Raw genomic sequence first — 12,187 nt, 5'->3', positions numbered from 1 at the left:
CACGACCTTTGGACCCTCTTGTTTCTCTCTGGCGGATCCCCTCCCACGCCCCCCTTTGTCTCCCCCTTCCTCTCCGGGCGGGGGATGTTTCCTTCCCCCGCCCCCCCCCTCGGCACCGGCGCCTCCTGGATGAAGGTGCCGGTGTTCATGGTCTACCGCGCGAGGGTGATCTTCACGGGCTTGTTGGGGCACTGGGCGAGATCGTCGAGCAGCTCGGCCTTCTCGGCCGGGTCGATGGCGAGTTGCCAGCGCATCTTGGTGGCGACCCAGTCGGTGACGTACTGGCAGCGGTCGCCGGCGAACGGCGGCAGCCAGGTGGCCGGGTCCTGGTCGGCCTTGGACCGGTTGGTCTTGGCGGAGACGGCGATGAGGGAGCGGTCGTCGCCGATGTCGTTGGCGTAGGCCTCGCGCTCCGCGGCGGTCCAGGTGCCGGCGCCGGAGTCCCAGGCCTCGGCGAGCGGCACGAGGTGGTCGATGTCGAGCTTGCCGGCGTCGTCGAGGTAGGTGTTGTCGTAGGCGCTGTACCACTCCCCTGCGGTGATCGTGCACCGTCCGGTGATGTGCGGGGTGATGAAGGCTTCCCTCTTGAGGACTTCGGCGCGCGTATTGCAGCCGTCCTTGTTGGCGTCGATCCAGTGCTTGAACGAGGTGCGTTGGTAGCCGGTGCGCTGCTCGTCGGCCTCGTCAAGCACCTTGACCGCGTTGGCGATCGGCATGGTGAGGATGTCGCCGGGCTTGCCGAGCGGGCCGGGTTCCGCCGCGGTGGCGGTGGGCGCGAGAAGCATGCTCAGGGCTGCTGTGGCGGTGGCTGCGGTGGCGAGAAGACGCACGAAGGTCCCGTTCTGAAGATGCCGACAGGTTGTGATCTTCGTAGCGGGATCGGCCACGCCAAATCGGGGGCACGCGCGGCCGGGTCACCCGTAGGTGCGGAAAGTCGGCACGTCATACCGCGTGACCTGATGGCCAGCCGCCCCGTTGCACCGTGCGTGACCGACATCGACGACCTCCCCTTGGCGGAGGACCCGCCGTCCCCGCTCCTGCCGCTGCTGTCGTTGGTGGAGGCGCAGGAGGTGGTGGCCGTGCTGGCCGCAGTGGTGAACGGCTACCAGCCGGATGTGGAGACGGCGCGCTGGCTGCTGAAAAACCTGGCGGCCCGGGTGCCGTTCGATGGGTAGGCGCGGGCCGCTGCATTCTTGTCAGCCGGCACGCTCGCCGAACTGGCCGTCGTCGGGTTGTCAATTGCCGTGCGGCAGCCAAGGACGGTTCTGGGGGTATATCGGGTTCGCGGACCGGCGAGTTGGACCGGGACGAGCACGGATAGGGGGACTTGGGACAGAACGGCTCAGAGCAGGGGTCGGTGTCCGGTCAGTTGCTGCCATGCGTCCCGGGCGTCGTCCAGCGCTTTGCGCGCCTGCGGCAGGCGCGGCTGGTTCTGGTGGTGTGTCCGGGTGTCGTTGCGGTCTTGCTCCGCCTGTTCAATCGGGTCGGTGGCCTCACGTGCGTCGGCCAGTTCTTCCTCGGCCGCACGGAGCTCCTCACGGCGTTGCTGCTGGTTGCGGTCTTCCTTGGCTGCCGCGGCGTGGGTGGCTACGCAGAACCGTCGGAGCCTCTCCTCGTCGCAGTGTTCCTGCTCCAGGATTTCGAGGTGTTCTGAGCCGTCGGCTTCGGTGATGTAGAGGTAGATCTTGGGCAGGTGGCGGTCCGGTTCGTGCCAGAGCCTGACGCCGGCCAGGTTCATGTGGCGGCCGTGGTGGATGAGTACACGCGTGTGCCGTACAAGCGGTCCCAGCTCGTCTTCGTAGGGGCCCGGACCGGGGTCGTTCAGTCGCTCGATGCGTTGCTCGATGCGCGCGATGCGGCGCCGGTATTGAGACCGCGCCTGCATCACGTTCCCGTGGGCCCGCCCCATCTCGAGATGGTTGCTGATCTGCAAGGCACGCAGGGTGCCACGCGCTTGGGCGAGACCGCGGCGCTGCTTTTGGTGCCGGCTCCCGAACAGGTGCTCCCAGCGACCGGGGTAGTGCAGCAGGCGCACCACAGTCCAGATCAGCCCGGCCCCTGTGAGCACAACAAGTCCGTGAACCATCGGCGCTCCCCAACCACCCGTCCCCCTGGCCCCCCACCATGCCCCACGACGCCTCCCGGACGGGCGGAATCCACCGAACAGACAAGCCCCAGCCGTACCGTCCACGGCATACGTGCTGGTTACGCCGGGCCGAGCGGAGCTCTGTGCCGCTCTCGTTGCGGGCGTCGCGCCCGGTGGCGAGGTCCCGTTACCGACTACAGGCCGGCCTGCCCTCTGGTCGACCTGCGCGGGTGGCAGAGGCGGCTGATGCCGCCTCTGCCACCCTTCCCATTCCACATCACAGACCCAAGCCAGAGCGGGTACCACCGGACCCGCTCCGGCAAGACATGGGTGAGCACGAGCCACCCGTGCCACAACGCGTTGCCCGCCAGGTAACCACCGCGTCTTGCCATGGAGCTTGCAGCCTGCCGCATTGGTTGCATGGCCATCTCATGACGATATGCGACAGGCTCGCGCCGCACCTGAGTACACCTACTCACAGAACAGGTTGCGGATAGCACCGCCCGCAGCCGAACTTCGATGGGTGCGGATCCTGGCTCATACAAGATTTTCGTAGCTGGTGATCGATTCGGTTGGGCCGTGACATCCCTCCCCGTCAGCGGGATGCTGCCTGTGTGCGATGACGTTTGGGAACTGCTGCCGCAGCTCAACGCTGTGGAGGTCGGTTCGATCGAGGAGTTTGGGGATGTGGTCGTGATCTCCGCGCGATCCCGGGCGGGGCCGGCCGCATGCACCGGCTGCGGCCGGATCTCTGACTGGGAGCACAGCCGGTATGTGCGTCACGTTGCCGACGAGGTGAATCAAGCTCCTTGATTGACGCCGTGCACCCGCTGCTCCGGCGCATGCCGTTTGCCTCCGATCCCCCCCTCAATCACGCGGATCGTGCCGTGCCGGGCCGCGGCTTCACAAGAATGCCAAGGGGGTGACAGCCGAGCCCGGGACGGCCAAACAGTCCCGGCGGCGAAGACGCGGCAGATACCAGCCAATTGACGCCGCCTTCAGGCAGGTGCCGGAGCACGCGAACTTGAACTCCGAAAGAACAAGACAATCACCGTCACCGGTGCTCTGACCCGCGCCAACTGGGAGACCTACAAGTACGCGGGCTACACCAAGCAGCCGGTGAAGCTCCAGTTCAAGAAGAAGGGGACCAGCACCTACAACACCCTCAAGACCGTGACCACGGACAGCAAGGGCAACCTGAAGTCCACGACGAAGGCCACGGCCGATGGGCGCCTTGAAGGCGGAGGCCCGCCAGGTGCACCGGCAGCTGGTGCCGCTGTGGCGACGCGGCACCCGTCATGGGCGCGTCCTGTCCCTGGACGCCGAGCTCGGCGACAACCTCTCGCTCTACGATCTGGTCGCCGACGACGTCGACTACCTCGCACACACGGCGGGCGGCGTCTTCCAAGACGACCGTCTCAACCGCGTGCTGCGGGACATGAACCCGGCCGAACGCCAGGTTGTATTCGCGTACGCGGAAGGCGAGGGGACCACCTGGACCGAAGCCGCCGTCCATGCCGGTGCCCTTGATGCCGAGGCCTTCGGCGAGCGGGTCCGTCGCAAGGCCAAGCGCCTCGCCGCCGAGCAGGCCCGGCGTGCCGCGGCGACAGCGTCTGGCGGGGACGGGTTGCGCAGCTAGCCCCCAGGGGTCGCACACTCCGCATCGCCCGCTCCCCCACTGCGAGACACAACAGGTGCGGGCCCTTCATGCTCCGCCCCGCATGCGAGACGCGCATGCTCCGATTCCCTGGGAGAAGTCCGCCGTGTCCACGCTCGCCCTGCTCGTCGCCGTCCTGCTCTGTCTGGTCTCGGTCCTCTTCGCCGGAGGCCTCGCGTACCTGGCATACCGTCACCCCGCCACTCGCGAACCGATGGTCATCGCCATCGCTGCGGTCGGCGTCATGGCGGGGGTCATCTTCCCAATCGCCACCCGCTGACCGCCGCCGGCTGGGCTGTGGGGACGCACCTGGAACACGTGTAAGGCCCGTGCAGCAGCACGGGCCTTACACGTCATGTGACGTGCGTCACGAGAGATCGGGTTCACAAGGCCCGATCGAGCCCTCCAACCACAGAGCAGCTCATGCCTCGGCAGTGTGCTAGGGACAGGGTGTACTACAAAATCCTCGGACAGTGCCGGACGGATAACCGTCTTCTCGCAGATCCGCGGGCACGGCATGTAGTACTTCCCGGACAGTGCCGGACGGCCATCCGAGACCCCCTGACGACCGGCTACCGCACCGCCGACGGATGGCTGTCGAAGTGACCAAATCGCCTACACACAACGGGATTTGCCCGGCCCAATGCGCCCCTGCATGCTGACCCTGCGCGACAGCGCCGGAGGGACTCACACCCCCTCCGCAACCACCCGACGCCCTCCAACCACAGAGACATCGGAGAGTCAGCTCATGCCCCACATCTTCATCACGGTGACCTTCGGTCCGGCCCTGGCCGGCCCCGGCTGCATCCTGTGCCCCTCCCCCGGCTCCGGCCTCGGCTTCTTCGGAAGCGGCACCAAGGCCTCCCAGGCCAGCACGCGCCGCAGCCTCCTCGTGCGCGTGCTGCTGGCGCTGGCCTCGGTGCTTCTCCTGGCGTGGGGCTCCATGTCCGGGCACGCGATCGAGTGCGTGGGCGCTGTGATCGCGGCCATCCTCGTCGACGCCGTCGCGGCCATTATGCGCGCCCGCACGGAGCGCTGAATCATGGCGGTTCGCCTCCAGCCGGACTCGCGCTACCGGGTGGCCATGGAGGGCTACGTGCGCGATTCATCATTCATCCGGGCTTCCCTGGCCGAGTATCTGGGCCTCTCTCGGGGGATGCTGGACAGCTACCTCGACGCCGTGGTGATCCCAGACCCGGAGATGTTCCTGCGCCTGCGGAAGGTGCTGGGCGTCCCGTTGACAGACAAGCTCGGGCTCGACCATGCCTACGTCCAGCTCCTCGCGCGCTCGAAGTTCCCGCGCGGTCGGACGAGCAGCATCCAGGACCGTCATGTCGTAGCGCTCGGAGAGCCCGACCCGCTGGCGGCTCAGTCCGCCGTGGAACTGGTGGAGAAGCTGCGCGAGGTTCACCGCTGGGCGCTGTGCCCCTCCCTGCGCGAGTTGGAGTGCCGCACCGGCGGGCAGCTGAAGCGCGCGACGGTCGGGGACATGCTGCATGCCCGCAACACGACGGTGCCGCGCTTCGACCGCTACGCCCTGTTCCTGGAGGCGTGCGGGGTCTCGGATCTGATGTGCTGGATCTCCGCCTGGCGCAGGATCGCACCGGCCACCCGCATGCAGGAGCACCGTCGCGCGCTGTACGTCTCGGCGCACTTGCGGGTCAGGGCCAGCTAGTTCATCGCGAGAAGGGGGCCACGGACACCCTCGTGTCTGTGGCCTCCCCCTTCTCGCGTGTGCGGGTGACTCATCCGACGTCGCGTCTCCTCGGCCAGATGCTGGCGAAGGTCGGAATCGGACTCCCCCGAGCACTCGCCAGGTAGTGATGCACCGCGCGCAGCTCACGCTGCTATTTCTCATGAATATTCACGGGCCTCAGGATCCGCAACCGCTGCCCAAACTGGCGGACAAACGCTGCCCCTAGAAGTGAACGGAGCCACCGTGCCCGCTTCCGGGACGCTGCTGCCCGACTGGATCCCAGGATCGCCTCAGCGAGCACCGCCTATGACGCCGAAGGCGACGGCGCCACCATGCGTTGCAGCCGCACGGGATGTACCTCGGTGCTGCGCGAGGAGCACGCCGTCACCGCGTCCGCGATCTACCGGCGCTCCCGTGCGGCCGGGCGGAAGTTCTACCGCTCGGCGCCCTACCTGCAGACCCGATATCTGCCCGATGTACCCGCCCGACAAGCACTATTGATCCGAGCCGCGAACGCTAAAGAGGGCCGCACCCTCGCGGGGTGCGGCCCTTGGTGACGTGCGCGCAAGGGACAGAGACAGCGACATCGTGCGGGGCGGTGAGCCCCTCTTCGATCAGCGTCGACGGAGTCGCGCGCGCATCTGGCCGTGCTGCCAGACGAACACGTCGTCGGGCACGCGCCGCGGTGCGGCCGCTGCCGGTTACGCCGGGGCGGCCGTCCGGACCGCCGCGACCAGTTCGCGCACGCCCTGCCGTCAGTGGGTGCCGCTGTGCCACCTCGGCCACCAGGCCGCGGATGGAGGAGCGGTCGACAACCTCGCTGGGCGAGGCCCGCAGGGCTGCCGTCGGTTCGTTCACTGTCTGTTCTGCGCGGCGCCACTGCCACCAGGCCCGTGCGAGGTTGTGGCTATGGTTTGGAGCAGACCGTTGACCTCTGGCAGTGCCAGATGCGACTACCGGCTCTGGGCAGCATCGATCAGCATCTGCGCGATCTCGCGAAGGGGATCCCAGCGCTTGTCCAGCGGCACCTGTCCAGCTTCCGCGGCGTCAAGCAGAGCATCGATCCTCTCTTCGACGTAGTGCTTGTTGTTCTGCAGGTCTCCCTGCCACGTGTTCACCGATTTGTTCAGCGATGTCCAGTGGATGGGGACGGGATTTCCGTCAGGGCCGATGAGGCAGTCCAGGCCGAAGTAGAACTCGACGGAGCAAGCTCGGCCGTTGACGTCGTCCTGGCTTGGGCCCGAAGGCCCGAGGGTTGGATAGGCGCGCGTAGTCCAGATCGGGCAGATTGCGAGCGATGTAGTTCTTGGGAAGAGCCGGGCTGGCCAAGGTCTTCAGTGCAGCCTGTCCGGCCGCATCGTTGTCGACGAGGGCGATGACGCGGTTCATCACACCTGCGGCTGCGAAGCTCCTGAGGTTGGCGACTACCCGGTCCGTCCCGCCGGCCGCCTTGGTTTCCTCAAGATTCCAGAAGGCGAAGTAGCCAGCGATGTCGGGCCTGACGATACGCAGCGCCCGGCCTAGCACTCGGGAGTCGTACTTCCCCTCAGTGATGACGATGATGGGTCCACTACTCGCCGTCTCATCTCGCAGCTGCTGGAGGGCCTCGGTAGAGACCGCCTCACTGCTATCAAAGTAGCCAGCCATGAGCAGCTCGCTCATGTCGAGCTGCAGGACCTCTTTTGGATCTTGAGAGCTCAGGATCAGGACAAGGAAAAGCCTCGGATCGACTGCGAGGTCATCAAAGAAGAAGTCCAGCTTCGAAACGCAGATTTCTTGCAGCTCGGCCAGCTTTGGGCGATCGTCCCCCCTTTTCCAGTTCTCGAATGCCTCCGCCCGCTTGAGGTAGGCCGCGATCCCCATGTCGAGGACCTCGGCGGCAGAGACCCTGTGGTAGACCGCTTGCTTGCGCTCTCGCGTGGGACGGCTCAACACCAGAAGCCCGTCCTCGATGTCATCCTCGTTGAAGCCTTCGAGATCCTTGATCATCTCTTGCCTGCATCGATCGGGATCGAAGCCCATCAGCTTGAGGCGAGTCATGATTGTCTGGACTGTGGTCCGGTAACCGAAGAGCTCACGATGGTTGAAGCCCTCGAACTCATCGAGCTCGTCCCACGTCGCCTCACCACGCGCGTTGACCTCGTCGACGCGCCGAGCCCATTCGAGGTGCTGGTACTTGTCTTCCTCACGGAAGACCGTCATGAGCTTGGCGGGCGTCTCGTTCTTCCCGAACCTGATCTGCCTGCCGTCAAGCAGGAGGGTCCAGTTGTCCCCCATGCGCCTCTCCGATCGGTGTGCTGCGAGATCATTTGGTGCTCATAGTTTCAAACGTTGACCTTTCAGGGTCGTGGTTGCCGAACTGGGCCGATGTGGGTGACCTTGGCGGACGTTTCCAGGGCTTGTCGTAGCTGTGCGTTCTCAGAAGCGAGGCGTTGGATCTGAGCCTCAGCCAGCTTCAGATGTCCTTTGAGGGTTCGATTGGTGATCTTGAGCTTGGCGTTTCTCGCAACGACCGTGTCGAGCCGGCTTCGACGCTCCTCGCCGGAGGAACCGCCTGACGAGGATCGGCTCTCGGAGCGGGAAGCGCTCAAGGGGGCCCGCACCCATCGGATCACCACAACCGAGTTCAGACGCTAGAGCAGGCCACTTACAACGCGCCCTGAACAGCGGCGCGGTGTGCGCAGAGCCCGTAGCCGACCGCGTGAGTGGAGAGGAGTCAGGCAGAGCCTTGCGAACCGACCAGGCGGTTGGTGAGCTCTACTGTGGCGAGGTACCACCAGAAGATCCAATCCAGGAACGCCTCGTTGTACTCGCGGTGCTGACCGGCGTTGCTGTGCCGCAGGTCGAAGCCGTTAGCGATCTGGAAGAGGGCCCCTTCGTCCTTCGTGAAGAGCTCTGCTTTGAGCAGCGCGCGGCGAGCCTCGAGGATGCGGCCGAGGTTGAAGATCGCCGATCGTTTGCTCTCAGCGGATGTGTCGCGTCCTCGAAAGAGGGCGATGGCGTGGCGCACGCTGCCGGCGATGTCGGCGGGGCCTTCATTGAGGGCGCGGTGCACCAGCTGGCTGCGGGCATCGTCGGTGACCGCGACCAGGCGCCCGAGGTCCTCCCCCTCTGCGGCGAGTTCGTACTCGATGCCCGCCGAGCGCAGGAGCTGGTTGACCTTCCACCGATACAGGATGCGGGCCGGGCCGTTGTGGAACTCCCGGTGATGCCATCCGCAGCTGTCGAAAGGATGGTAGCTGCGTATGCGGGGACGGCTGACCAGGTCGTGGAACACCTCGATCAGCCCGTAGAAGGTCTCTTCGTCCCAGGTTTCCGGAGCCAGCGGCCACAGGCCAGGGATGCCCAGTCGCAGTTCGATCACCTCAGAGGCATTGGGGAGTTCGCTGTCATCATCTACGCACGCCTCGCCGAACATCTCCGCCAGGTAGCCGTTGGTCTCAAAGCCTGTGATGAGGCGGGCGAAGTCGCGCCGTGTGTCCCGTGCTGTGCTGCCGTCGTGAGACAGGCCGCTGCCGTGGCGCTGCGGCCAGTAAGGGCGCGGGGCTGCCGCGTAACGCAGCTTGTCCGCCCCGTTGACCAGGCCGGTGAACCACTCCCGCTTGCTCATATCGCCCCGGGTGTCCCCGCCCGCAGGCGTGGACGACCAGAGGGCGTCGGAGCGGGGTCGGGGTTCATCCGGCAGCTCTTCGAAGTCCGCCACCGCGGTGGTGCCGGCCAGAGCCTCGGTGATGAGCCAGGCAGCCCGCTCTACCCAGGAGGAGGCTGAGGTGCGATCCGAGGCACGAAGGATGCGCTGGCCTTCAGAGGCGAACAGCTCATGCGGCCAGAGGAGTTCATAGTTGCTCAGGTCCACACTCACCGCGCCATCATCACTCATCCGGTGCAGTCATGGTCCTGAGCGGCGAATTGTCGTCTCAGTCTCGGATGAGGTCCTGAAACTGCGGACAGTCCACGGCATGCCATTCCCGCACGAGGACTTCCCCTTCCACTTTCACGACCTCGGCGTGCCAGGGCAGGCAGTCGTGACACGGACGGATCTCGTAGGAGTTGCCGTCATCGTCGAATGCCCTGAGGTCGACCGAGCCGACGGGCGCCCGGTAGGTGACGACGTGCTGGGAATCAGAGCGCTCTGCCATGTCGGCCAGTATCCACAAAGGCTCGTGTTCAGAGCGGCTGAACGGAGCACGGAGCGCGTTGTCAGTGGCCGCTGTCACCATCTGGCCATGCTCATTGGCCGGGAGCGCGCACGCTCCCTCTTCACGGACCTGACGCAGAGCGCCACGGTGCCGGCGGACCCTGACGAGCTGCTCCACATGCCGGGACTGGCGCACCATGGCCACGTCTTCTTCGGCGACATAGCGGTGCGCTGCTACAAACACAAGGCGCGCTGGATGTACGACGACCGGGACATCCGGCGAGTCGGGCAGACATTCGCGGAGCTGCGCGTGGACCTGGTCGACATCGTGGACGTCCAACTGCCCGCCTACCGCGATAGCGCAGACGATGACACTCAGCAGCGGCAGGGCGCCGACTGGCGGAGCGTGCTGGTGTCGTGGATGTTCGGGCTGGCTCGTCACAAAGCTCACGACGGGGTCCCGTACGCGGAGTGGACCGACGACTGGCGGCAGGTCGGGGTGAACGGGCTGCCCGGGGATCTGACGTGGGAGGAGTTCGTCGCCGCCAGCAGCCGCTACCGGCACACGCAGAATCTGGCCGGCACCCGCCCGCTTGAGCTGCTGACCTGGTCGGGGCAGAAGTGGCTTCTGCCCCGCGCCTATGTCGAGCTCCTGGACCGCTGGGAAGAGCGGGAGGACGAGCTGGTGAGGTTGGCCCAGGTCTGCTCGTCCTGCGGCGGGCAGGGGCCGTACCGGGGCGGCTGGCGGACCTCGACCAGCAGCGGCTACGTCACCAAATGCCCACCGTGTTCCGGCGCAGCCCTCCAGTCCTACGCCGGCCACTTGCGTGGCGTGCAGTACGAGTCGCCCCGCAGACGCCGCACTCGGGCCGACGACTATCTGTGCTGCCTGTGCAAGGAGAGCCAGGCATCCGCATGGGATCACTGCCATGGGCACGGCTACGTTCGCGGACCGCTGTGCGGCAGCTGCAACACCCGCGAGTGCAAGGCCACACCGGAGCGCTTCCTCCAACTCGATGGCGCCGCACTCCATTTGCTGGAGTGCCGCGGATGCCTCGAGCAGCGAATCCTGCCGCGCCGCTTCCACCTGGGCGTGGTCCTGGCGCACCTGGAACAGACCGAGCGGCACGGACGGTGCCGCCGACGGCCGTTCGCCCGCGAGGTGGAGTACCTGCACGGTGTCCACCAGTTTCAGTTGGAGTGCTTCGGCTGGCACGCCAAGAACAGCAACTGGACGAAGAGCGTCACTGTGTCCGAGGTGCACGCCCTTGTGCGAGCCTTCGTCGACGCGACGCTCGCCGAGCGGGAGATCCAGCCCTCCCGGAAAGGTCCATGAGCGAGGATCGACGGCACCACCTGGCCAGCAGCACTTATCGGGGTTGGTGTGTGGCCGGCCCGCCACGACGACGGTCGTCGCGGTCTCGCAGTCCGGATCGCGTACGGGCACTCAGAGGTCGAGGACGGCGCGCAGGGCTGCGTCCACGCGGTTCATGACCTCGGGTGCGACGGCTCCGCGCAGCGTGGCGTTAGCGAATCAGGTCGTGGCGAGTTGCTGGATGTTGACGGCGACGGCGGTGCAGGGGACCGGGTCGGTGATCTCGACCGACATGGCGGTGTCGGGGTAGCGGCCCGGCGAGTGCAGCACGATCGCGAGGACGGCACCGTACGCGGCGTCGAGGCCGGTGAGGGTGATGACAAGGACGTCGCGGCCGTCGGTGAGGGTCCAGATCTCGCCGCGCTTGATCTCGCGGGTCACAGGGTGTCGACCTCACCGGCCAGGTCTTGGCCGAGGCCGAGGGCGGAGAGCTGGTGGCCGGCGTTGAGGGCCTGCCCGCTGGTGGACGAGATCGTCCTGGTGTCCGACCACGCCATCGCCGCCGCCATTGTTGGCGATGCTCCGCGTCGGAACCTTGCATGAACCGCGGCCTGTTCGGGCAGCCGCTCCGCAGACCTAGAACATGGTCAGAAGGTGATCCGTGGGCCCGTAGTCGATCCTCCAGTCGGCATAGACCCCCGCGGCGCCGTCCTTCTGGCACCGCAGCCCAACGGTCACCCAGCGGACCGACCCGTCGCCAGAGAGCGAGAACGCGACTGCTGTCTCGAACTCCTCGCTCCCGCACGGGCAACAAGCCTCGCCAGGATCCGCGTCCTCCCAGAACTCCCCGCTATCGGCGATGAACGCGCGACTGCCACAACCAGTGCATACCCGCTCGGCTCCGCCCTCGACATCGTCAACGAGCACGAAGAACACGCGCCCGCCACACCCGCCGCAGACGGAAGGAACGATCTTCACCGGACGGCCGTCGACAGCGTTCCGGAGAAACGCCGCGAACTCCGCAGAGACACCCTCCCCAACCTGATCATCAGCATGCACAGGCACATCGTTCCAGACGCCCGAACCCAGCACCCATCCCCCTTGACCAAACTCATAGGGGCACCCCCCATGACGCGGACACCACGGAGGGGCGGCACCCGTTGAAACCGGCCACCGCAACTGACATCCGAGTTTGGGGGCCGCTTGCGGTACCACGTCCGTCAAGACCGCACCTCGGGCCAAAGGTTTCGGTGTACATGTACATGGCGGATCATGTGATGCAACATCAGTCGGGT

15 protein-coding genes and 1 pseudogene are annotated in these 12,187 nt (G+C 66.3%); 8 read left to right on the top strand and 8 right to left on the bottom strand.

All coding sequences use genetic code 11. The features are described 5' to 3' along the window. Window positions 1–152: 152 nt before the first annotated feature. Window positions 153–785: an HNH endonuclease family protein gene (locus ACFVDP_RS27490; RefSeq protein WP_383494991.1), complete on the bottom strand. Its 633-nt coding sequence runs from the start codon at window positions 783–785 to the stop codon at window positions 153–155. 201 nt (window positions 786–986) lie between these two features. On the opposite strand from ACFVDP_RS27490, the gene ACFVDP_RS27485 reads away from it, so the two are divergent. Next, window positions 987–1,175: a hypothetical protein gene (locus ACFVDP_RS27485; protein WP_383494988.1), complete on the top strand. Its 189-nt coding sequence runs from the start codon at window positions 987–989 to the stop codon at window positions 1,173–1,175. 167 nt (window positions 1,176–1,342) lie between these two features. Here the strand turns inward: ACFVDP_RS27485 and ACFVDP_RS27480 are convergent, their stop codons facing one another. Further along, entirely contained in the window at window positions 1,343–2,086 is a 744-nt protein-coding gene (locus ACFVDP_RS27480; RefSeq protein ID WP_383494985.1) for a hypothetical protein, read from the bottom strand. 579 nt (window positions 2,087–2,665) lie between these two features. On the opposite strand from ACFVDP_RS27480, the gene ACFVDP_RS27475 reads away from it, so the two are divergent. From ACFVDP_RS27475 to ACFVDP_RS27450, 6 genes and pseudogenes are all read left to right on the top strand, one after another. Further along, window positions 2,666–2,899 carry a hypothetical protein gene (locus ACFVDP_RS27475; protein WP_383494983.1) on the top strand — a complete coding sequence of 78 codons (234 nt, stop codon included), beginning with the start codon at window positions 2,666–2,668 and terminating at the stop codon, window positions 2,897–2,899. 216 nt (window positions 2,900–3,115) lie between these two features. Beyond that, window positions 3,116–3,364, top strand: a pseudogene (locus ACFVDP_RS27470) (hypothetical protein); the annotation flags it as partial. After that, a complete protein-coding gene (locus ACFVDP_RS27465) occupies window positions 3,312–3,725 on the top strand; it encodes a hypothetical protein (RefSeq protein WP_383494980.1) in 414 nt (137 codons plus the stop codon). The pseudogene ACFVDP_RS27470 and the gene ACFVDP_RS27465, both read left to right, overlap by 53 nt. Window positions 3,726–3,807: 82 nt before the next feature. Next, entirely contained in the window at window positions 3,808–4,023 is a 216-nt protein-coding gene (locus tag ACFVDP_RS27460) for a hypothetical protein (protein ID WP_383494977.1), read from the top strand. A 468-nt stretch (window positions 4,024–4,491) separates the two neighbouring features. Continuing rightward, window positions 4,492–4,782, top strand: coding sequence for a hypothetical protein (locus tag ACFVDP_RS27455; RefSeq protein WP_383494975.1), 291 nt, complete (start codon window positions 4,492–4,494; stop codon window positions 4,780–4,782). Window positions 4,783–4,785: 3 nt separating this feature from the next. Beyond that, the gene (locus ACFVDP_RS27450) at window positions 4,786–5,418 is read left to right on the top strand and encodes a hypothetical protein (RefSeq protein ID WP_383494972.1); all 633 of its coding nucleotides are present in this window, start codon (window positions 4,786–4,788) and stop codon (window positions 5,416–5,418) included. A gap of 974 nt (window positions 5,419–6,392) precedes the next feature. Here the strand turns inward: ACFVDP_RS27450 and ACFVDP_RS27445 are convergent. The 4 genes from ACFVDP_RS27445 to ACFVDP_RS27430 form a co-directional block, all read right to left on the bottom strand. Then, the gene (locus ACFVDP_RS27445) at window positions 6,393–6,557 is read right to left on the bottom strand and encodes a hypothetical protein (RefSeq protein ID WP_383494969.1); all 165 of its coding nucleotides are present in this window, start codon (window positions 6,555–6,557) and stop codon (window positions 6,393–6,395) included. A gap of 43 nt (window positions 6,558–6,600) precedes the next feature. Then, window positions 6,601–7,716, bottom strand: coding sequence for a HEPN/Toprim-associated domain-containing protein (locus ACFVDP_RS27440; RefSeq protein WP_383494966.1), 1,116 nt, complete (start codon window positions 7,714–7,716; stop codon window positions 6,601–6,603). A 439-nt stretch (window positions 7,717–8,155) separates the two neighbouring features. Further along, window positions 8,156–9,319, bottom strand: a complete 1,164-nt coding sequence (locus ACFVDP_RS27435) for a hypothetical protein (RefSeq protein ID WP_383494964.1) — start codon at window positions 9,317–9,319, stop codon at window positions 8,156–8,158. 37 nt (window positions 9,320–9,356) lie between these two features. Beyond that, on the bottom strand, window positions 9,357–9,578 hold the full coding sequence (locus ACFVDP_RS27430) for a hypothetical protein (RefSeq protein ID WP_383494961.1): 222 nt from the start codon (window positions 9,576–9,578) through the stop codon (window positions 9,357–9,359). An 87-nt stretch (window positions 9,579–9,665) separates the two neighbouring features. Here ACFVDP_RS27430 and ACFVDP_RS27425 point away from each other — a divergent pair, with 87 nt between their 5' ends. Further along, a complete protein-coding gene (locus ACFVDP_RS27425; RefSeq protein WP_383494958.1) occupies window positions 9,666–10,913 on the top strand; it encodes an endonuclease domain-containing protein in 1,248 nt (415 codons plus the stop codon). Window positions 10,914–11,111: 198 nt separating this feature from the next. Here ACFVDP_RS27425 and ACFVDP_RS27420 read toward each other — a convergent pair whose 3' ends face one another. Next, window positions 11,112–11,333, bottom strand: coding sequence for a hypothetical protein (locus ACFVDP_RS27420; RefSeq protein WP_383494955.1), 222 nt, complete (start codon window positions 11,331–11,333; stop codon window positions 11,112–11,114). A gap of 195 nt (window positions 11,334–11,528) precedes the next feature. After that, window positions 11,529–11,984: a hypothetical protein gene (locus ACFVDP_RS27415; RefSeq protein ID WP_383494952.1), complete on the bottom strand. Its 456-nt coding sequence runs from the start codon at window positions 11,982–11,984 to the stop codon at window positions 11,529–11,531. Between the last annotated feature and the right edge of the window lie 203 nt (window positions 11,985–12,187).

The organism is Streptomyces sp. NPDC057694 (assembly GCF_042799415.1).
Taxonomy (GTDB): Bacteria; Actinomycetota; Actinomycetes; order Streptomycetales; family Streptomycetaceae; genus Streptomyces.
The sequence above is the reverse complement of the archived record's forward strand: the minus strand, read 5'-3'. Positions and strand labels throughout refer to the sequence as shown.